We start from the raw sequence: 20,375 nt of genomic DNA, 5'->3' as shown, positions 1-20,375 counted from the left end.
TAACTATTATGAAAATGATTTAGGTGTACCCACCTATTCTGATATTGGAAATTGCATAATGCCAAAGCTCACAGATAAACAAATAAGGGCATGGATAAAGTCGGGTGAACGGTTCGAGGGTAGAGCTGACGGCAACGGCTTATATTTATGCTATAGAGAAAACTATCAGCACCCTGTCTGGAGATTTAGATATAAATTTGCCGGAAAGCGTCGTGCTGTCCTGATAGGCTCATACATTGATCTATCACTAACCAAAGCGCGCGAACTAACTAAAGAGCTATCAGCCAGAGTTTCTTTGGGTTATGACGTTGCTATGGAAAAACAAGAGCGTAAGGCCGAAGCACTGGCAAAGATTGACGCCGAAAAGAACGCTATAAAGGTATCAGACTTAGCGGCTGAATATTTTGAGCGCCAGATACTACCACGCTGGAAACACCCCGACATACTCCGCAGGCGGATAGATAAAGACATTAACCCTCGCATCGGCAATATGAAGCTGGAGGATGTGAAGCCCCGTCATATTGATGAAATGCTAAAGAGCATTGTAGACAGAGGCGCACCCACTATGGCGACCGATGTTCTACGATGGTTAAGACGCATGTTTGATTATGCCATTAAGCGACAGATGATAGATATTAACCCCTGTTCAGCTTTCGAGGTTGCGGACGCTGGTGGGAAAGAAGTATCACGCGATAGATGGCTAACCAGAGAAGAATTAATCATTGTGCTGAGGACATTTAGAACGTCTACAATCAGTCGCCAGAATGAAATCAGCTTTAAGATACTACTTGCCCTATGCTTACGGAAAATGGAGCTATGCGGCGCACGATGGGAAGAATTCAACTTCAAAAAAGCTGTCTGGCATTTTCCGGCAGAACGCAGCAAGAACGGCGATGCGGTAGACATTCCACTGTGTCCACAGGTTATAGAGTGGTTCATGGAATTAAAGGCTATGGCCTGTGGTAGTAAGTACGTTCTACCAGCAAGAAAAATGCAACACCGCATGATCCCACATATTCAGGAAAGCACTCTACCCGTTGCGCTTGCCAAAGTAAGACGAGAACTGCCGCCAGATATACCTAATTTCACTATTCACGACTTTAGACGAACCGCCAGAACCCACTTAGCCGCGTTAGGTGTTGATCCCTTTGTGGCTGAACGTTGCCTAAATCATCGCATAAAAGGCGTTGAGGGCATTTATAACAGGCATGATTATTTTGATGAACGTAAAGCCGCGTTAGCTCAATGGTGTGATTTGCTGATAATGCTGGAGAAAGGTGAAGATTACAACGTGACTCCAATAAAACAAATTAAAAGGAAATTTGTATGACAGTACCTGAAATTGATGTATTAAAACTATTTGCTTTACAAGGAACTGCGACGCCTAATGCTGTAGCCCTTTCAATCTTTGGATTAGATCCTTATACATCAATGACAAATGTACCCGAAGAGTATTCAGAAAATGTTCGTAAGGTAAGAAGTGCTATTTTAAGTAATGTGAACTCCCTCAGCTTGTTTCAGGACAAAAGAAAAAACACAAGCGATGTGATTGACTCTGATATTGTGTTTGGTGCTGCATATCAATATATGAGCTTAATAGAAAATATCCCAGAGGTTATTGCATCAAGAATAGAGCAAGCTTTAGACAATATATACAAAGGGCACAAAAAAATGGTGGATGGGAGGAATCTATTAAGGTCTTTGGTGGACGGGCATTAGTTGAGAAAATAGCACTACAGAATAAAAAAGGTCAGGGACAATATCGAAAAAATGATGAGCAAAAAGGAACTTATAAATTAATTGGATTGCTTGTATTACTGCTTCAAGAAAAAAGCATAAACGGCTGTCAGCCATCAGACCATTACGGCGCAATAGGCGATCCCATTAAACAACACATATACAATGACATCAAAAATGAAGTCGTAGTCATCTGAGAAATAGCATCAATAATTGTCTGGCGCAAAACACTAACAGCAAAAATAATTTTTTCACACAATTTCAGTTTACATTTCCTCTTACCCCGCATGAAGACTGGCTTTTCAGTTTTTATGTTGGGTTTCCCTCCAAGTAAAAATCTCACGTAAAATAGAAAAATCATTTTATTTCAAATAAATACAATTAACACTCCAGAGCAGAACTGGATAACAAACTGAAATTTTCTGAAATTCTTTTCACTCATTTCAGTTTGAAATTTTTCTCACACAGCCAGTACTAGCACGGTCTGGTGATTTGATTTGTAGAATTTTAAAAGTGAAAAAACTTTTTGATCCAAAAAGTGCAGGCGGGTGCGGTGTAGTCCATTGTACGTGGAGTTTACGTTTATTTCGTGGGAATTACGCAGTATGAGATGCAATGTAATAACGTGATCCAAATTAGCCGTAAGTGAGTCAATTTTATTGTGCATAGCTCTGTATGCGTCTGGTTGCGCTCTATGGGTGGGCAATAAATAACAGGTTAAGAGGGAGAACACTAGTTAATAATAGGTATAATACCCACAAAATAATTGACAACGCTTGAGTTTATGGGTATTATACCCATTCATTAACGCAATGGAGGGTTGATGAGTAGTACAGAGTTAATCAAACGCCTAATGGCTGACGGTTGGGTAAAGATGCGGCAAGACGGGAGTCATGTCACGCTAGCCAAACAGGGAGTCAGAGAAATAATCACCGTACCGCATCCGAGAAAAGATTCGTCAAAGGGGATTCTTCGACAGGCACAGAAAAATTCAGGATTGAAGTTGTTGTAATAATTAAGGAGCGGTCTAACCGCTCCTTCTCTGCGCTACTCATCATCATACGACGAGGTAATACTATGATTTATCCGCTCTTTATCTTTAAAACAGAAGAGGGCTTTGACGGTTACTTTCCTGATGCTGACGGCTGCTTTTTCGCTGGCAACACTTTAGAAGAAACTATCCGTGATGCTGAAAGCGCGTTCGGGCAGCATATGGAGGTATTGACGGAACAAGGCGGGTATGTCCCCGCGCCGAAAGATCCCTCAGAGTACATCAATGACCCCCGCTTAACGGAAGATGGAGGAATGATTGCACTGATTGAGCTAGACCCTGCGAAATATGAATCTAAGGCTATCAAGTTTAATCTGACGATGCCTGGCAATTTGTTAACCGCGATAGACCGCTATATTGAGCGAAACGGTCACTATAAGAACCGTTCGGCTTTTCTGGCGGAATTAGCACGTAAAGAAATTGCTCACCCCTAACCCCTAATGTTAAAGGTCATCGCATGATTAACCCGATGGCCTTACTCCGCCAAAGCAGTAGTTGATTTGATTTTGACGAGATAATTTCATTTATGCAGTGACTGAGGGATTATTTGCCTGCATGTTAAATCTTGCATACTCCGATTTAGGGTGTACCCCTAGAAGATATTGAATAACACCAATTCAGCATTCATGCTGGTTTAAGCCGCCTACTCAATGAATAGATTCTTACGTGCATAATAACCATTGTTAATCATGTAATTATAAAATATTGACGGTCACAACATCCATTGTAAACCCATTAAGTTTGGGTAGTAATGGGTAGTCGATTGGGAAGTATTTTCTCGCTATAGTTTGTTCAGCGAGACTGTACTCCCCAATTTTTTGAGGCCAAAAAATGGGCAATTTACATGACAAAACGGTCAAAAAAATGATCAAGGAAAAATCATCCGTCCGGCACTCCGATGGTGATGGTTTGTATTTGATGCCCCCCAAGCGTGGTGATGCCTACTGGATGCTGCGCTATACCACTCCAACGACCAAGCTCCGGCGTGAGTACGCTATCGGTAAAGTTGATGACTGGTCACTGGCCGATGCACGTGATGAGACGGCCAAGTTGAGGTTGGCGATAAAACGCGAAGGAGCCGATCCCGTCCAAGAACGTAAGAAGGTTAATCAGAATCCCTTTAAAACACTGAATGATTTGTATGCTGACTATCATCAGCTTCGCCAGCGAGAAATTGCTACCCACGAAAAAGAAAAAAGCCTTTGCGAACGAGAGGTTGCCTTGCGTATCAGTAAAGTCGAGTTGGATAAGATATAGCAGAACCAAAATAATGTGACATAGCATCTGAATTCAAATGGCAGCGCAGCATTGCTTATGATGTATATAGATTGCGTCAAGTTATGCTGATTTAGCTATAGCTCCTATTGTTAATGGCAGTGAGAAAAATAAGATTGTCGATTTTGATCTGGTTTGCAAATCATAATTTTCACGGCAGTAATTGACGTGAAATTACAAATTAACAAACTACAAGAAACGAATTGGTTTGAAAAAACTCTAAATCACGTCAATAATCAACGTATATTTTATTTTTTTCAAACTACAATGAGGCCCGTCATGCTGAATACTGAAGCCAGACAGCAGCTACAGAAGGTGCTGCCCTTGGATATGGTAGCCACCAAATCATGGCTGGAGGCACAAGGGCTAAACCTGCACTTTCTGGACAATGCGGTGCGCAGCCAAACGCTAATCCCTCTCGTAGCCGGTGTTTACGCCAGGCAGGAAGCAAGGCTGTCCTGGGAAGGAATCGTTGCCTCATTGCAACGAATGTCCGATGCTCCCGTCCATGTTGGAGGTTTGACCGCATTAGAGCTGGAAGGACTTGGTCATTACCTGTCCAAAGGAAGCAAACCAAGGGTTCACCTCTATTCCGATGCCACGCTCCCTCGATGGCTGGGCAGAATCGATGCTCCGGCACAATTTGAGTGGCACGGAACGCGCCGCCTGTGGCCCGAGATACTGATGCACGACGTTAAGTACCTCCGGCAAGACAATTGGCAGGTATCGCTCCCCCCACTCCACTATTCCTGTCCAGAAAAAGCCATTTTGGAGCTCTTGGCAGCGGTGCCCAACACTATGAGCTTTGAACATGCCGACCAGCTTATGCAAGGACTGCACAACCTCTCGCCCCGCAAGCTGGATGCCTTGCTGAAAGCCTGTAGCAGTATAAAAGCAAAACGACTCTTTCTCTGGCTGGCAGGAAGACACCAACACGTCTGGCTCAAGCACCTGATACCGGATCAGTATGCGTTGGGAACTGGTAAACGACTGATCGCTAAAGGTGGCAAGCTGGAGCCAACCTGGCAGATCACTGTGCCGAAAGAGATGTAAATAACATGAACAGACAAAGCCACTACTACCGACAAGTGCAGCTACTACTACGGATTATTCCTTTTGTTGCTCGGCACGACTGTTTCGCCCTCAAAGGTGGAACGGCCATTAATTTGTTCGTTCGTGACTTTCCTCGGCTTTCGGTCGATATCGACTTGGTTTTTCTGCCCATGATGGAACGGCATGAAGCCCTGCAGACCATCAAGAACAACCTAGATATATTGGCTTCCACAATCACGGCCAGCATCGATAGTACCCGGGTTATTCGCTCTTTCCAGGATAAAGCGGATGCCCTGCGTTTATTGGTCGAGCGAGACGACGTTCAAATCAAAATTGCACTCTCCCCAGTACTACGCGGCACGGTTTACGAACCCAAAGTCATGCAGGTAAGTGAAGCCGTTGAAGATGAGTTTGGCTTTGCCGAGATGCCCGTGGTGAGTTTTGCCGATTTGTACGCAGGGAAAATCTGTGCAGCACTGGATCGCCAACACCCACGAGATCTTTTCGACGTCAAGCAACTACTTGATAACGAGGGGCTCACCGATGACCTTCGCAAAGCCCTGCTGGTTTATATTATTAGCCATCCACGCCCTATTGCCGAGCTGCTCAGACCAAACTTTAAATACATTTCGGGTGTTTACGAAGGGGAGTTTTTGAACATGGCAGATCAGGACATTCCCCAAGCTGATCTTGAAGCAACCCGGGAACAGTTGGTAAGGCTCATCAACACTTCTTTGACGCCCCAGGAACGAGCATTTTTACTGTCTTTCAAAAATCGTATGCCCGATTGGACTCTCATCGAGTTTTCAGGCATCGACCAGTTACCCGCAGTTCGTTGGAAACAAAACCTAGCCAAAATGAACCCAGAGAAACATGCAGAAGCTTACCATCGACTTCAAGAAATACTGATGACATAAAGGCCCCGCCGCACTAGAAGAAATTGAACGGAGGGATGATCGGTTTGAAGCATCTCTAAATGTTTGGAAGGAGACAGGGAAGTGGCGCGATGACGCTTGAGCTGATTATTCTCAATGAGCTGTTGTTCCCAAAGAGGAATAAATTTTTGGCAAAAGTCATCGACGCAGCAGTAAAGTTCTTCTAAATTAGACATGCCTGAGGGTCTCCACTATTTTGTTTTCTTTAGCAAAAACTTTGATCGTGCCTCAGTCACTTTAGTTCTCTTCCTTTAAGCGAAGCTCAGGTTACAATAGCTTTTTTTTATATAGTCTCATAATGTAACACCGTTGAGGAAAGTTATAGCGTGAAGGAGGCTGGAACATAGCCACTTATGTGCCAGGACTGAACGTCAGGATGAGCAAAGAAAATACTGTAAGCATCCCGTAAATGTCAACAACTGCACTAACACAAAACTGAACTATCTACTCTTAGAGAGCTTCCAACATACCGATTATGCTTCTGAAGGAGATCGCAATGCATAAAATCCGTTTCACTGAAGGCTAGATTATCGCAGTTTTAAAAGTTAATCGAAGCAGGGCAGAGGCCTGTCGCGAATCAAGGATATCAGATATTCGAAGTGATGCTTTATATCCACGCACTACTTTGATAGTTTAGGTTATCTACACACAGTAAGGATGCCTATTCGTGAAAAGAGATATCCGATCAATAAATTTTAATCTCATTAAACTCGACCAAGAAAACGTCAGATTTGGTGGCGATATTGCACAAAACCAACGCGAAGCTATTGAGTAGATGCTTGCTGATCCGGAAGATGCAAAAAAGATTTTAAAACTTGCAGAGCACATTACTCTTTATGGTCTTGATCCCACAGAACTACAGCTTGTAACTCCTGATGACGAGGGAAACTACATAGTTCTTGAAGGAAACAGGCGACTAACTGCATTGAAGTTGTTACAGCGTCCAGATTTGTGTACACAAGAAAAGTACTATAAAGATTTTTTGACGGCCCATAATGAAATTGCAGGGCGTTTCCCTAACGAAATCGAATGTAGCGTAGTTGCTACTCGAGAAGATGGTGATGTTTGGATAGAACTGAAGCACACCGGTCAAAACGGTGGTGCAGGACGTGTGCCGTGGGATAGCGATATCCGTGATGAGCGCCGTGCGAGGCAAACGGGCGTCGAATCTATAGGGCGACAAATACGAGAGATTGTCCGAAATAACCCTCAAATATTTAATGAGATAGTTATTAGCGATATTGATCAAATTCCAGTAACTACACTCACACGTCTTTTTGCTTCCAAAAGGGCTCAGGATGCGTTTGCAGTATTTATCAAAGATCGTCAAATACAGTTCAAATACAAATTAGCTATATCTGCGCCGTCAATTGAATTCGCTATACGTATGTTTCGTCATGAAGGATACAACGTTAATGATGTTCGAAGTGATGGTGACCGAAAGATATTTCTCAATCATATACCGCCAGAATTGAGTCCGGATCATCTGTATCAAGAATCCCTCAAATCCACCATTTCTCCAGATGGTAGTTCGTCTGGTAGCGAATCCAAGGAGAAGCAAAGTACTTCAGGAGGAAACAATTCTGGACCAGAGAATAATGGGACAACTGGTAGCGGCTCCAGAAAACAAAAAACGGATGGGGGCAATGACCACAAAACAAAGGCAAAAGGTTCATCAAAAAGCCGTAAATATCTTATTCCATGGCCCCTCAACATATCCAACAGTAGGATCAATGAAATCTATCGAGAGCTACGGTCTTTGCTTGAAGTAGAGCGAGTCCCAAACGCTACCGCGATTACATTTAGGGTCTTTCTTGAAGTAAGTTGCGATGATTACAAGAAGCGCATGGCGCATACTGATAGTAGAGTTTACAGGCATGATAATAACAAGCCACTCACTGAAGACGATAAACTTGCGATAAAAATTGTTTCTGTCGCTAAACATCTCGAATCCGCTGGACTCATAACAAAACCAGAATCAAAAGCGATAAGCCGCCGAGCGGCAGGTACACAAACTGTTGGGTCCGTAGACCATTTAAATCAGTTTGTTCACAGTACTGCAAGCTCTCCGCTACCTTCTGAGCTAAAAGATGTCGCTGAAGAATATCTGCCAATGCTTAGAGCAATCTGGCCATAACATGCTGGCCAACTTAAAGCTGTTAAGCTAAACTGTCTCCTAAGTTGGCATACTAACTCCTTGTTCTATTATGAAAAAATCAATCTATTCAACACCATTACGTTATCCTGGCGGTAAAGGCAAATTTGCGTACTATCTCAAAAGGTTGATCGAGGCTAATGGCCTGAATGACGGCCACTATGTTGAACCCTACGCAGGGGGAGCTGGGGTTGCCTTAGACCTATTATTTAATGAGTTTGTTTCGAGAATACATATTAATGACCTAGATCCTGCCGTGTATTCATTTTGGTGTGCCGCTGTCAATCATACAGAAGAGCTTTGCACTGCAATTTCAAAAATACCTGTAACCATAGAACAATGGGAAATACAAAAGAAAATCATCAATGATATTGATAATAATTCTATTGTTGACGTTGCATTAGCTACTTTTTTTCTAAACCGTACCAATCGGTCTGGGATATTAAAAGCTGGGGTTATAGGTGGTAAAAATCAAAGTGGCAAATGGACACTAGATGTGAGATTTAATAAACCAGATTTAATATCAAGAATTCAGATGATTGGTGCATTTGGCTCGAGAATAAATGTTCACAACTATGATGCTATTGCATTGATGGATAATGTTGTCAAGAGTTTGCCAAAGAATACTCTTTTATATTTAGATCCACCTTATTATCATAAGGGTTCTGGCTTATACCGGAATTATTATAATCACGAAGATCACGTTGCTATTTGCAAAAAACTCAATGAAGTAGAACATCCGTGGATTGTGTCTTATGATAATGCTGAGGAAATCAAACAAATTTATTCTGCTTATCGACAGGAAGAATACTTCCTGAACTACACTGCACAAGAGAAACGTAAAGGGTCTGAAGTAATGATCTTTGGCCCCAGAGTTATTATCCCTTCAAAAGGGATGAAAAAATAAACTTATATTGGCTTCGATTTTTACTAACCGTCATAATAATTGGTGTCACTCAGTCACTGCGTATGTGCTTCTGAAATATGATAAGGCAAGTATCATTGGTGATCTGGATGCTTGTCTATTAATTGGTCACGTATTCATTAGGGATTAAGCTTAATACGCAATGAACTTATTCGGCTTCACAAAGATTCATAAAATATCAAAAAGCCAGTTAATACAAATTATTACTGGCTACGTATACATTTTATTTTGTTGAAACACAGGAGGGAATCCTGAAAGTAAGAGCTCCAAAAGGCTATTCTTATGAGTTTTAATTATTGGAAGAATAGCAATCACCAGACCTGAGCATAGATGTTTCACCATTATATCATAATAATTTTTGAAGTTTAATCATGCACTCTATACATTAAATGTTGTATTTTTCTGATTTTAAATATAAAAATAGTGTGTATAGTTATCATTAATCTGTGCATCTAATATAAACTTTATACATAATTGGAAAATGTAGATGAATAGGAATATGAATGCAAAATCAGATATTGAGATATTGCAAGGTGTTTATAAAATTGTGTATAGCTTGTACAGTTAATAAGTTCAAAAAGATTTTTAAGGCAGTTATCTTATATAAGATAACTGCTTTCATTAATGTTTTATTACTCATTGAAATTACATACAATATAAATAATATGGAGGTTTTATTAAATGACAAGACGCAAAATTTATAATCCTACATGGGATGGTTATCTGGGTGATTACTTAAATGGGGGAGTAGGTATTAATCAGTTAAAACCTCAGCATGAATTTTTTTATTCCATAGGATTAGAAAAGGTATTGAGTGATAATACCCAATACCACATCGTCCTTTCGTTATCAGAAGCCAAAAGCATTATTGAAGATATAAATCCTTCTCGTCCACCGAATCCATATAGTGGAGAAGCATTTGCGAGAGGAGTGGAGGAAGAAAACAAGAAGAAAAATCCTATGTCGTATGTATTCTCTGTCACAGATCCTGTTTCTACCTATGCCGGCAATATCTATGATTCTCGTGGATTATATGATGTTATTCAATAATTTAAGAGATTAGGTATTACAGCTAAAGAGCATGTAGGAGAAAATGGAAGAAAGTATATTCATATATCAGGTCATGCAGGTCTTAGACGTATTATCCGAGGAACACGATATTGTGCTAATCATCCTCAAATGCTAATGATGGGGATAGGACAGCAAGGACTTAATTCAAATATTATTGGAGGGGTTAGATTCTGTATTATATTTTCTATTGGGTATCGAATTATTGAAAGTATATTTAAAGACGAATATACATTAGCAGATTTCATTGGAAATATAACAATAGATATGGCAAAAACAGCCATTGTTGCCACTGCTTCTTGGACCATAGGATCAATACTGACAGCGTCTGTACTTCTGGGCGGAAGTATTATTGCCGTGGCAGGTATTGTATTCCTTGTTGGATTAGGTGTAGCTTTGGGATTAGATTATTTTGATAAAAAATATCAAATAAGCAATAATATCATAAACTCAATTAAAAATGAGATTGAAAGAAAAAAAAGAACACCAGAAATGAACTTACAACAAATATTTAATGGATTAGGTAATATTAAATGAAGAATAAACACATTAAAATATTAGGTTCACTAATAATGCTTATTATAGTTACAAGCATAATGATTCCTGTTAGTGAGTCCATTATTTCTTTAGTGACCATGAAGGATCTTATAGTATTTTCTGGTACTGTGATAATGTACTCCATCTCATTTCCATTAATATTTTATTCTTTATCAGGTTCTATATTTTTCTTTATATTTGACAGATTACCAAAATATAACAAGATAATTGTTAAACACTTAAGCAGACTTATGATTGCATCATTTATTATTAGTTTTCCTATGTCGTTTTATGTTGACTGCAAATTAAAAAGCGATGGTTATGTTACATGTGATAAAATATCGTGGATGTCGCCAACAACTTACGTAAAAAAATTATCACTGTGTAAATGATAATTTTTATAAATATCCTGTTTTCATGTCTCCCCCCTGTTTAGCCTCTAAATTTCAGAGGCTTTAAAATTATTTTTCATGATATTAATAGTGTTTTATTGTTCACCAAGAGTATTGCATTTCAGTTCACATGAAACGATTATGGGATGAACGCCAATGGTTTCAGTTATCTGATATTATGGAAATCCCTTGTTATGTAGGGTTTGAAGCTGATATCTTTGTTCTAGAGAAAAGTTAATAGCATGATTAAAAGAATCAATGAAGAGAAAGCTAAGAACAACGGAAACAGACTTACAATATTTTTTCAATACGATGGGAAGAATTAGGTGAAGAGTAAATATTTAAAAGCTTTAGGTGGAGTAATATTGTTATTATTCCTTACGTTTCTGATGTCCTTCATTATTGAATCTGCTATTTCATTAGTATTCATGAAAGATGAAATAACATTTTCCGGTGCAGTCGTTATAAGTATACTGTCTTTCCCCATCATATTTTATTCTTTATCAGGCTCTATATTCTTCTTTATATTTGACAGATTACCTAAATATAACAAGATAATTGTTAAACACTTAAGCAGGCTTATGATTGCATCATTTATTATTAGTTTTCCTATATCGTTTTATGTTGACTACAAATTAAAAAGCGATGGTTATGTTACATGTGACAAAATATCGTGGATGTCGCCAACAACTTACGTAAAAAAATTATCACTGTGTAAACGCGGTGAATGACGGCAACAGGTGGGGATAATCTTCCCCACCCAATAAACCAAAAACAAATTACCAATCGCCTGAAGCACCACCACCATCACTGCGACCACCGCCACCGGAAAAGCTATCATCATCGCCATCATCCCTGCCACTTTCTGGACGCTCAGAGCCAGAGCCACCAAACAAGCCGCCAAAAAGGTTACCGAATAAGCTTTTCAGTAATGACGATATGGTAGAAATAACCAAAAACACCAGGATCACGGGTAACAGAAGGATTAACAGATAAAACTCTGCCGGAATGGAAGAAAACAATCCCACCAAGGTCAGTAGATAGGTTCCTGCCGCTATCGTCAGGGCACATTTGAGGAAGCGCTTAAACCAATGTCCCTCACGAAAAACCTTCATGGGTAAAAGGAGCAGACTGATTAGCCAAAAAAACATTAATGCAGCAATGTCTTTGCCAGATATCTTGCTAAATGCGCTGCTATCTTTTTCTAAGAAAGTCGGTGCAATCTTCGTTATTTCTTCATCGAACACTGTTTGTTTAGACAGTTTTAGCAATGTATCAACTGAGTTAATGGCATTACTGATCCCCTCAAAATAAGCATTTTCTTTGAAAGCCGGTTTCACCTCCTCACGTAAAATACGCGCAATCTTGCCATCGGTTAATTTCCGTTCTAAACCGGAACCAACTGCGATACGCATTTTGTGATCATCAGAAGCGATCAAAAATAAGATGCCATCATTGTTTTCTTTATTACCCAACTTCCATTTATCAAATACACGGGAAGAAAATGTCTCAATCGTATCACTGCCAATAGTTGGGATAATCAGGACTGCCATCTGTACCTTTTCTTCAGATTGCAGTTTTTTTAATTGGCGAGTCAGGCGTTGATTCTCTTCTTTCGTCAGAACCTTAGAGATATCCGCCACACGCTTGCTTACCGCAGGAACATCAACTGTTATTGCCTCTTGTTTTGTCTCTCTAGCCGATACATTGCTTATCCCGATAAGCAATAAAAATAGGATAAAAAAAGTCTTATTATAGAGATACTGCTTATTCTCGGTTGTATTATTCTGGTGTTACAACCATCCTTTGGCATATGGGAAATTATTAACATCAAATATCCTTAATTTTTATTTATGATATCAATCACCACTATTATACGGATATCTCCCATCACACGGAATCAAGAAAACGGCACTACTTTTTTATGATAATGCCGTTGATAATAAATTTATTCCTCTGCCTTAATTTTCGCTGATTGAAATGCTGTTAATAATGCCAATATTGGTGCAAGGGAAAAGAGTAAAAATAGCCAATAAGCAGAAGAAGCAGCCCCTTCAACGCCTCCAGGCTGATAAAATCCAAATAAATTGACGGTCATTCCCCCCAATGCAGAACCAAATGCAGAGGCAAATAACTGTATGGTAGTAATGGATGAACCGGCGATGCTTTTATCCGCATCACGGGAAACCTGTAAAATGAGCGTCAAAAGATGGGGCCAGCCGAATCCAACCCCAAAACCAAACATCCCCAATCCCAGGATTATCGGTAGTATAATCTGCCGTTCCCCTGCTGACTGGGATGGCAGCAACACAAGCAGCAGCAACATACCAACCAACATGAAGACAGGCCCACTGATAATCGCAAACCGCATTTTTGTCCCTTTCCAGCTAGCACTGAGTACTTCTCCTATAGTCCAACCCATTGCCACGGACGCAACCATGTAACCAGAAACAAAAGGGGATTGCCCATGCAGAATTTGCAGAAAATAGGGAATAAAAACATCCCCCGATAAACCCACTACTAATAGAAATAGGGTAGTGAATAAGACCAAATGAGGAGAACGTAAGCTTAGGGAATGTTCAGGCAATAACCTGACTGAAGCTCTACGCTCATAAATGATCAATAAAAAGATGAATATCACAGCTGCAACAATGCCGAGAATGTTGAACCGAACATCTGGTGACAAACTGCCAGAAGAAACCACCAGTACCGCGGCTGATAACAGAATCAATTGCACAACGGGCAGTGCTGTTTTGGTTTTATTCTGCACCTCTGTTTTAGGTAAAATCAGGCAGGTAAATACAGCATAAGACAGAATAATGGGAAGCATAATGCCAAAAGCGTAACGCCATGCATCCATCTCAGCAAAAACACCGCCAATAGCCGGCCCGATTAAAGTCGCTACACCCCACATTCCCGAAACCAGTGCGATAGCTCGCGGCCAAAGTGATTGAGCAAAGACGAGATTAATCATCAAATAGGAAAGAGCGAACAGAAATCCACCACCCAGACCCTGAATGGTTCTGCCAACCAACATCACTTCCATTGTTGGTGCAAGAGTACAGAGTAAGCTACCGATAAAAAAGACCATTGATGCAATCAGATAAGCGTTTCTTGCACCCAATGCACTCAACAATCTCGCAGAAAGAACGGAACCAATAATCGATGCCACGACAAACAATGTCGTATTCCAGGCATAAAGATTTAATCCTCCAATATCACTGACGACAGAAGGCAGAATCGTAATCGCAATTAAGGTATTAATTGCCATCAATACCACGCCTAATGAAAGTGCTATCGCACTCGGTGCATTTTTGCTGGAAAACAGATCCCTCCAGCGGCTTTCCTCAGTCATTATCATCATTTTTGCCCTGAACACCGGTTGAGTTGTGAAAAGTCTTACGCTAAATTAAACAAGATAAATCTTGGAATAAATTAATGTCGGGATCAACAATATGTCAAGCGATGACTTGGAAAATAGTATAATCGTAGGGCAAACAGTGAGTGAAAAGCTATTAATATTGCTAAAAACTCAAGGTGCCTTACAAGCCTCTGATGCCGGCAAATTATTGGGAACAACTGGAGAAGCAGCCCGTCAGCAATTTGTGAAAATGGCTAAAGAGGGGTTAGTTGAAGCAAAATCAGAAACAAGGGGGGTTGGACGTCCAGTACAGCTCTGGCATATCACAGAGAAAGGCCATGCCAAATTTCCTGATGCTCACGCAGAGTTAACAACACAACTGATCTCGATTATCCATAATCAGTTGGGTGAAGATGCTATGGATTTGATTATCAGCGCCCGTGAAAAAGAGGCTTTTTCCAACTATAAAAAGGCGATGGAAGGTGCCACTGGGTTACAGGAGAAGGTTGAGCGTCTGGTTTCGATTCGCTGCCGAGAAGGTTATATGGCTCATTATTCTGTTGAGGAAAATGGCGCTATTTTGTTTTTTGAAAACCATTGTCCAATTTGTGCCGCCGCCAAATTGTGTCAGGGTTTTTGTCGGACAGAGTTGAAACTGTTTCGGGAGATACTGCAAGCCAATGTGGAAAGAACCGAATATATCCTGAGTGGTCACCGACGCTGCGCTTATCGCATCACCGCCACAAATAACTAAATGGTTTCACACATAGTTCCCATATTGTAGCGGTATTCGATAACACATCCCTTCTGTCAGCAGCATCACCGACAGAAGGGATAACATTATTCCTTACCTGCCGCTTCCAACTGCTGATAAATATAATGCTTATAACTCTCTACCAATGCACTATCCTGACAATCATTCAAAGCACCATCACATAAATGGCGCATGATCATATTTGCTTGGTAAAACGCTGGCGCTGACAAACGGGCCCGTTCCAGAATGATCCCGCCGAGGAAAGAGATATCGGTCAGTTTGCCCGTTGTTATGGACTCACCCTGTTTCAGGTTATCCCGCAGAGTAAACTGAGTCACATGTGCTGGATCAGGCAGCGGAGAATTATAGTGACCAAAATTGATGTTCGGTTGATGATCACCAAAATAGAGGAAAACGGTAGGCTTATCGCGATTAGCAACGAATTCACTGAAATCCCTGATGGCAGGATCAGAGGCCACAATTTTTTCCATATAATGGCTAAACTTACCTGTCGCTGTTGCCGAGTCAACATTGCCAGCCAAGCCATAATCATCATGATGGCTCTCTTCATAAGGACCATGTTCATACATGGTGAGAGAGAAAATAAAAATCGGCTTGTCTGTTTCCTTAGCCAGGATAGTTTTCACATAAGACAACATATCTTGTGTTGGAATTTTCCACAAATTTTCATCCATGTCAGCAGGATACCCTAACTCCTGCGGTTGGATAATTCGATCAACACCCAGTGTCTTGTAAGCATGTCCCGCATGGTAAGCAGACTTATTAAACGGTGTCAGAACAACGGTGTAATAGCCATTATCTTTCATTGCACGGAACAGGCTGTTTTTCAGGTGATCAACGACAAAATAAAACACCGCATTTTTACGTGAACCAAAATCATCCGTATTCAATCCGGTTAAAACGGAGAATTCAGATAACCAGGTTCCACCACCAAAGGTTTGTACCCTGAGTGGACTTTGGGCACTGACACCCGCATCACGCCGGAACATGTAAAGATCGGGCAACTGCACTTTGGCAGGTAATTGGTAAATATGGGGATTGACCGTGGATTCTTGCAGCAAGACAACCACATCGGGTTTAACCTCTGACTGAGGTTCAGGCAACGTTACTTGTTTCGCCTGCTGCAAGAAATAATCAGCAGATGAACCAAATTTTGGCGGCTGATATTGGGCATCCGAGGCAGACATTACCATATTAGTCACCGTTCCCCGCCCCTTCGGTAATTCCCCTTGCCATTGCGCATGATAGGCACTAACTGTGAGATTGATACCCCAGGTACTCACGACCATCAAAACGATACTGGCGAAGCGCCATTTTATCCCACGCGCAGAAGGGACTATTTTCCAGCTCAATATCATGTTGAATATCAACCAGATAAGCATAGCCACTACAGCAATACCTGCCAGCCAATAATGGCGTAAAGTCTCCTGATTTGATGGATCTAACATCACATTCAAATCAGAAAACATCAGTTGTTCTTTGTAGTAATGGATTTTTATCTGGTTGAGGAATTTTAGGATGATAAATAACGTGCCAGTTAACACTACCGAAAATAACCAACGCGCTGAAACTAAAAAAGCCAGGCCAAAGATGATGCCGAATACGCCGACAGACACCAGTGCAGGATAAATATCTCCACCTTTCTCAAACACTAATATCAAGGAAGCAATCAACAACAATCCAAGATAAATCCTCGAGATTATCTTCTTTTTCATACTCTATTGAATTCCACACATGAGTTCAGTTTGCCAACCCGATGAAAAATAGCACAGATTGTCAGAGATACTGTAAATAAAATACTAAAAAATGCCCTCATCCCGTAGAACATGCAAATTCGCTTTCCTGCGGGTAAATCCCGTATGATCAAAGTATTCCAGTATTTGAATCGCCAGTTTCCGGCCAATCCCCAATTCATCTCGAAAATCGATTGCTGTTATGCCGCCCTTAGTCTGAGAATAGTTGCGAATTAAATCAGCAAGCTGCTGAATCTGCTGTCGGTGGTAATAACGATCAGACACAATGGCGATAACGAGTCCTAATTGTGCCGCTTTTCGCAAAAGACGACGTATGACCTCTTCATCTTCCCCCATTTCAGTTGCTAAATCGCGCACCCACCACGCTTCCGTTTTAAAATAAGGCTCTGCTTTTAACCACAAACACGCCTGCTCTGGGGTAAACATCAATCCATGCTCAGGCAAATGCAACCAACCATGGGTTTGTTTTAGCACTTCTTGTTCCAATAGCCGATTGATAAGTTTATAAACCAGCATGTCATCCAGTGTCGGCAAAGCCATTCGTTTCAAACGCGCCTTACCCACGCCCAATTGATCAGGGTGTTTTTCGTGGTATTCCACGACAGTCTGCAATAGCTTTTGTTCTGCCTGCGCTACATGATGTAGTGATAATACCCAATCACCCGCAACCATCACCTCCATCCCAACCAACAAGTTGTTGAGCTGACTTTCTGTCAACTGGCGTGCCCAGGCAAAGTGGCTAAGTAACAGGGCACCACGTGTTAAATATAAGGTGAGATTTTCCAGATGGCTGCTCGTTCGGGCCAGTTGGGATAACCAATGAAGAAATTCAGGCTGGCGTTTCCCTCTGCGCGGGGAATTTAAGCTAACGACTCGTGCCCCAGCCAGCGTTTTTCTGGCACTGATATCACGCAGTACCAGGCGATCATTTTCCACCAGCCACAAAGGACGATCCAGCGTCAGCTCAGCCAATATTGGCGTAGCGGTTAGCGAGTTCAGGATAGAAATTCTGCCGGTGATATGGCTGGTGGCATGATGGATATGGAGAGATTGCCAGTTTTGCAGCGGTAAATCCGCTTCAATTTCGACTAACACTTTTTCAGCCACAAACGAGGGTTTTTGTAATAACAACCAGTCGCCACGGGAAATTTGCTCTTTGCTGATATCTCCCACAATATTCAATGCGATACGCTGTCCCGCTGTAGCACATTGAACGAGTTGATTCTGGGCGCGCAAGCCACGTACTCTCACGCTTTGATCACTGCCAGTCAGCCATAACATATCGCCAACATTGACACTTCCCGCTAACGCCGTTCCGGTGACAACCAACCCGGCACCTTTAATAGTAAAAACGCGATCGATAGCCAAACGAAAGCGTTGCTGTAATTTTTCATGTTGTGGATTTTGCCGGAAGTGAACTTGATGGATAGCATAAGACTGGTGAATAGACTGCAAATGCTCTCTTAGTGGGATAATGCCTTCTTTTATGGCGGCTGCCGTTATAAACAAAGGCACCGATTGCCAACCTTGTGATGCTAATAATTGCCCGACTTGTTGCCGGACTTCCTCAATCCGTGCTTGTTCGACGCTATCCGCTTTGGTCAATACAACCGTAATATCAGGTCGCCCAATCAAACGCAAAATTGCCAGATGTTCCCGTGTCTGAGCCATGACACCATCATCACAAGCGACAACCAGCAGGATATGATCTATTCCACCCATCCCCGCTAACATATTCGGCAGGAATTTTTCATGTCCGGGCACATCGACAAACCCCACCGAAGATCCATCTGGCTGCGGCCAGTAGGCATAACCAAGATCGATAGTCATCCCGCGTTTTTTCTCTTCCGGCAAATGGGTAGTATCAACCCCCGTGATCGCTCGAATGAGCGTCGTTTTACCGTGATCAACATGTCCCGCTGTGGCAAAAATCATAGTTATCAAGCCTATTTCTTATAACAGCAAAAGTGCCCGCAATAATGCATTTCCATCTTCCAGGCAACGCAGATCCAGCCATAACCGCCCATCATACAGACGCCCAATCACCGGTTTTTTCAAATTGCGCCATTGGTGAGCCAAATTTTCCAATGTGCTGCCACGACCATCGATGGCAGTAAAAGTCAGCGACCAACTGGGCAACCGATCCACTGGCAAAGAACCACTGCCAATTTGGGAATAGCAAGGTTCATCACGAACAATAAATTTTTCGCTGTAATATGCCTGAAGTTGAGGAATGAGCCGTTGCGCCATATCACGGATTTCACCCTGTGTACGAGTCAGCAGGCGCAAAGTCGGTAAGTTCTGGCGAAGTTGCTCAGGGTGTTGGTAGAGACGCAAAGTGGCTTCCAGTGCCGCCAACGTCATTTTGTCTGCCCGCAATGCGCGTTTTAGGGGATGCTGCTGGATAGCGTCTATCCACTGTTTTTTGCCAACAATAATGCCAGCTTGCGGGCCACCCAATAATTTATCACCAGAAAAGGTCACCAAATCGATACCATGGTTCAGGTAATCCTGGGGCATCGGTTCAGCCGGCAAACCATACTGTGTCATATCGATCATGGAGCCACTGCCAAGATCGATGGCTGTCGGGATTTGGGATGCCATACCCAGCGTCGCCAAGGCTTCTGCCGATACTTCAGCGGTGAAGCCTTCAATACTGTAATTACTGGTATGCACCTTCATCAACAAACCGGTATCAGAATTGATTACCCGCTGATAATCTTTTAAATGCGTTCGGTTAGTTGTTCCCACTTCCACCAAACGACAGCCTGCTTGCACCATCACGTCAGGAATACGGAACGCCCCGCCAATCTCTACCAATTCACCGCGGGAAATAACAACCTCTTTGCCTTGCGCCACTGTTGCCAACACCAGTAAAACGGCGGCGGCATTATTGTTGATGATGCAGGCATCTTCTGCCCCTGTTAACGTACAGAGTAAATCAGCCAATGCGCGATCACGGTGCCCGCGACTAGCACCATCAAGAGAATATTCCAACGTGACCGGCGAACGCATTGCCTGTGTCACGGCTTCAATTGCTGATTCCGCTAACAATGCACGGCCCAAATTGGTATGAAGCACCGTTCCGCTCAAGTTAAAAACGGGTTTCAAGGCAGTTGCTTGAACCTTGTCCAATCTTCGCTGCAATAATGCAGCCCAATCGTCACTCCACTCTGGCAAGGTCTGATATTCACGAATATTAAATCGCGCCTGTTCTTGCATGTCCCGCAATATCTCCACCACTTGCGTCTGTCCATATGACGCAACCAACGAGGTGATTTCTGGCTCCCGCAACAATCTGTCAATGGAGGGTAATTGGCGGTACAGCGAGTTGATTGCTTGTGTCATCGCTTCCCC

19 protein-coding genes and 1 pseudogene are annotated in these 20,375 nt (G+C 42.0%); 14 read left to right on the top strand and 6 right to left on the bottom strand.

The annotated features are described in order from the left end of the window. Positions 1–58 precede the first annotated feature (58 nt). The 7 genes from WDV75_RS21415 (at position 59) to WDV75_RS21385 (ending at position 6,033) form a co-directional block, all read left to right on the top strand. Entirely contained in the window at positions 59–1,330 is a 1,272-nt protein-coding gene (locus WDV75_RS21415) for a tyrosine-type recombinase/integrase (RefSeq protein WP_273557802.1), read from the top strand. Next, a complete protein-coding gene (locus WDV75_RS21410; protein ID WP_273557803.1) occupies positions 1,327–1,719 on the top strand; it encodes a hypothetical protein in 393 nt (130 codons plus the stop codon). Before WDV75_RS21415 ends, WDV75_RS21410 begins: the two co-directional genes overlap by 4 nt. A gap of 841 nt (positions 1,720–2,560) precedes the next feature. Beyond that, the gene (locus WDV75_RS21405) at positions 2,561–2,749 is read left to right on the top strand and encodes a type II toxin-antitoxin system HicA family toxin (RefSeq protein ID WP_273557804.1); all 189 of its coding nucleotides are present in this window, start codon (positions 2,561–2,563) and stop codon (positions 2,747–2,749) included. Positions 2,750–2,814: 65 nt separating this feature from the next. Further along, complete coding sequence (locus tag WDV75_RS21400; RefSeq protein ID WP_189761035.1) at positions 2,815–3,222, top strand: type II toxin-antitoxin system HicB family antitoxin; 408 nt, start codon at positions 2,815–2,817, stop codon at positions 3,220–3,222. A gap of 397 nt (positions 3,223–3,619) precedes the next feature. Then, on the top strand, positions 3,620–4,045 hold the full coding sequence (locus tag WDV75_RS21395; protein WP_273557805.1) for an Arm DNA-binding domain-containing protein: 426 nt from the start codon (positions 3,620–3,622) through the stop codon (positions 4,043–4,045). A 297-nt stretch (positions 4,046–4,342) separates the two neighbouring features. Further along, positions 4,343–5,116: a type IV toxin-antitoxin system AbiEi family antitoxin domain-containing protein gene (locus WDV75_RS21390; protein WP_337927164.1), complete on the top strand. Its 774-nt coding sequence runs from the start codon at positions 4,343–4,345 to the stop codon at positions 5,114–5,116. A gap of 5 nt (positions 5,117–5,121) precedes the next feature. Beyond that, complete coding sequence (locus WDV75_RS21385; RefSeq protein ID WP_273557807.1) at positions 5,122–6,033, top strand: nucleotidyl transferase AbiEii/AbiGii toxin family protein; 912 nt, start codon at positions 5,122–5,124, stop codon at positions 6,031–6,033. Positions 6,034–6,062: 29 nt separating this feature from the next. Here WDV75_RS21385 and WDV75_RS21380 read toward each other — a convergent pair. Continuing rightward, positions 6,063–6,227, bottom strand: a pseudogene (locus tag WDV75_RS21380) (IS982 family transposase); the annotation flags it as partial. Between the two features lie 599 nt (positions 6,228–6,826). Between WDV75_RS21380 and WDV75_RS21375 the strand changes: the two are divergent. The 6 genes from WDV75_RS21375 (at position 6,827) to WDV75_RS21350 (ending at position 11,859) form a co-directional block, all read left to right on the top strand. Then, complete coding sequence (locus WDV75_RS21375) at positions 6,827–8,188, top strand: hypothetical protein (RefSeq protein WP_273557809.1); 1,362 nt, start codon at positions 6,827–6,829, stop codon at positions 8,186–8,188. 70 nt (positions 8,189–8,258) lie between these two features. Further along, a complete protein-coding gene (locus tag WDV75_RS21370; RefSeq protein WP_273557810.1) occupies positions 8,259–9,113 on the top strand; it encodes a DNA adenine methylase in 855 nt (284 codons plus the stop codon). Positions 9,114–9,812: 699 nt separating this feature from the next. Continuing rightward, positions 9,813–10,181 (top strand): hypothetical protein, encoded by a 369-nt coding sequence (locus WDV75_RS21365; protein WP_273557812.1) that lies wholly within the window; start codon positions 9,813–9,815, stop codon positions 10,179–10,181. Positions 10,182–10,196: 15 nt separating this feature from the next. Then, on the top strand, positions 10,197–10,736 hold the full coding sequence (locus tag WDV75_RS21360) for a hypothetical protein (protein WP_337927165.1): 540 nt from the start codon (positions 10,197–10,199) through the stop codon (positions 10,734–10,736). After that, a complete protein-coding gene (locus WDV75_RS21355; protein ID WP_273557815.1) occupies positions 10,733–11,128 on the top strand; it encodes a DUF1240 domain-containing protein in 396 nt (131 codons plus the stop codon). Before WDV75_RS21360 ends, WDV75_RS21355 begins: the two co-directional genes overlap by 4 nt. A gap of 326 nt (positions 11,129–11,454) precedes the next feature. Continuing rightward, the gene (locus WDV75_RS21350; protein WP_273557816.1) at positions 11,455–11,859 is read left to right on the top strand and encodes a DUF1240 domain-containing protein; all 405 of its coding nucleotides are present in this window, start codon (positions 11,455–11,457) and stop codon (positions 11,857–11,859) included. Positions 11,860–11,907: 48 nt separating this feature from the next. Here WDV75_RS21350 and WDV75_RS21345 read toward each other — a convergent pair whose 3' ends face one another. Then, entirely contained in the window at positions 11,908–12,771 is an 864-nt protein-coding gene (locus tag WDV75_RS21345) for a TPM domain-containing protein (protein ID WP_273557817.1), read from the bottom strand. A gap of 305 nt (positions 12,772–13,076) precedes the next feature. Continuing rightward, on the bottom strand, positions 13,077–14,489 hold the full coding sequence (locus WDV75_RS21340) for an MFS transporter (RefSeq protein ID WP_273557866.1): 1,413 nt from the start codon (positions 14,487–14,489) through the stop codon (positions 13,077–13,079). A 94-nt stretch (positions 14,490–14,583) separates the two neighbouring features. On the opposite strand from WDV75_RS21340, the gene WDV75_RS21335 reads away from it, so the two are divergent. Continuing rightward, positions 14,584–15,243, top strand: coding sequence for a helix-turn-helix transcriptional regulator (locus WDV75_RS21335; protein WP_273557818.1), 660 nt, complete (start codon positions 14,584–14,586; stop codon positions 15,241–15,243). Between the two features lie 86 nt (positions 15,244–15,329). Here the strand turns inward: WDV75_RS21335 and WDV75_RS21330 are convergent, their stop codons facing one another. The 3 genes from WDV75_RS21330 to selA form a co-directional block, all read right to left on the bottom strand. Continuing rightward, positions 15,330–16,979, bottom strand: a complete 1,650-nt coding sequence (locus WDV75_RS21330; RefSeq protein WP_273557819.1) for an LTA synthase family protein — start codon at positions 16,977–16,979, stop codon at positions 15,330–15,332. Positions 16,980–17,063: 84 nt separating this feature from the next. Next, positions 17,064–18,953 (bottom strand): selenocysteine-specific translation elongation factor, encoded by a 1,890-nt coding sequence (selB, locus tag WDV75_RS21325; protein WP_273557820.1) that lies wholly within the window; start codon positions 18,951–18,953, stop codon positions 17,064–17,066. Between the two features lie 18 nt (positions 18,954–18,971). Continuing rightward, positions 18,972–20,366 (bottom strand): L-seryl-tRNA(Sec) selenium transferase, encoded by a 1,395-nt coding sequence (gene selA, locus WDV75_RS21320; RefSeq protein ID WP_273557821.1) that lies wholly within the window; start codon positions 20,364–20,366, stop codon positions 18,972–18,974. Between the last annotated feature and the right edge of the window lie 9 nt (positions 20,367–20,375).

It is taken from the genome of Xenorhabdus griffiniae (genome assembly GCF_037265215.1).
Classification (GTDB): domain Bacteria; phylum Pseudomonadota; class Gammaproteobacteria; order Enterobacterales; family Enterobacteriaceae; genus Xenorhabdus; species Xenorhabdus griffiniae.
This window is presented reverse-complemented; position numbering and strand designations above follow the sequence as displayed.

What these genes read in the sequence shown, in the direction of transcription:
- WDV75_RS21370 (WP_273557810.1), top strand. Translation starts at nt 8,259, where the DNA reads ATGAAAAAATCAATCTATTCAACACCATTACGTTATCCTGGCGGTAAA.
- WDV75_RS21340 (WP_273557866.1), bottom strand. Translation starts at nt 14,489, where the DNA reads ATGATAATGACTGAGGAAAGCCGCTGGAGGGATCTGTTTTCCAGCAAA.
- WDV75_RS21400 (WP_189761035.1), top strand. Translation starts at nt 2,815, where the DNA reads ATGATTTATCCGCTCTTTATCTTTAAAACAGAAGAGGGCTTTGACGGT.
- WDV75_RS21365 (WP_273557812.1), top strand. Translation starts at nt 9,813, where the DNA reads ATGACAAGACGCAAAATTTATAATCCTACATGGGATGGTTATCTGGGT.
- WDV75_RS21330 (WP_273557819.1), bottom strand. Translation starts at nt 16,979, where the DNA reads ATGAAAAAGAAGATAATCTCGAGGATTTATCTTGGATTGTTGTTGATT.
- WDV75_RS21355 (WP_273557815.1), top strand. Translation starts at nt 10,733, where the DNA reads ATGAAGAATAAACACATTAAAATATTAGGTTCACTAATAATGCTTATT.
- WDV75_RS21385 (WP_273557807.1), top strand. Translation starts at nt 5,122, where the DNA reads ATGAACAGACAAAGCCACTACTACCGACAAGTGCAGCTACTACTACGG.
- WDV75_RS21405 (WP_273557804.1), top strand. Translation starts at nt 2,561, where the DNA reads ATGAGTAGTACAGAGTTAATCAAACGCCTAATGGCTGACGGTTGGGTA.
- selB (WP_273557820.1), bottom strand. Translation starts at nt 18,953, where the DNA reads ATGATTTTTGCCACAGCGGGACATGTTGATCACGGTAAAACGACGCTC.
- selA (WP_273557821.1), bottom strand. Translation starts at nt 20,366, where the DNA reads ATGACACAAGCAATCAACTCGCTGTACCGCCAATTACCCTCCATTGAC.
- WDV75_RS21410 (WP_273557803.1), top strand. Translation starts at nt 1,327, where the DNA reads ATGACAGTACCTGAAATTGATGTATTAAAACTATTTGCTTTACAAGGA.
- WDV75_RS21395 (WP_273557805.1), top strand. Translation starts at nt 3,620, where the DNA reads ATGGGCAATTTACATGACAAAACGGTCAAAAAAATGATCAAGGAAAAA.
- WDV75_RS21390 (WP_337927164.1), top strand. Translation starts at nt 4,343, where the DNA reads ATGCTGAATACTGAAGCCAGACAGCAGCTACAGAAGGTGCTGCCCTTG.
- WDV75_RS21375 (WP_273557809.1), top strand. Translation starts at nt 6,827, where the DNA reads ATGCTTGCTGATCCGGAAGATGCAAAAAAGATTTTAAAACTTGCAGAG.
- WDV75_RS21335 (WP_273557818.1), top strand. Translation starts at nt 14,584, where the DNA reads ATGTCAAGCGATGACTTGGAAAATAGTATAATCGTAGGGCAAACAGTG.
- WDV75_RS21415 (WP_273557802.1), top strand. Translation starts at nt 59, where the DNA reads ATGCCAAAGCTCACAGATAAACAAATAAGGGCATGGATAAAGTCGGGT.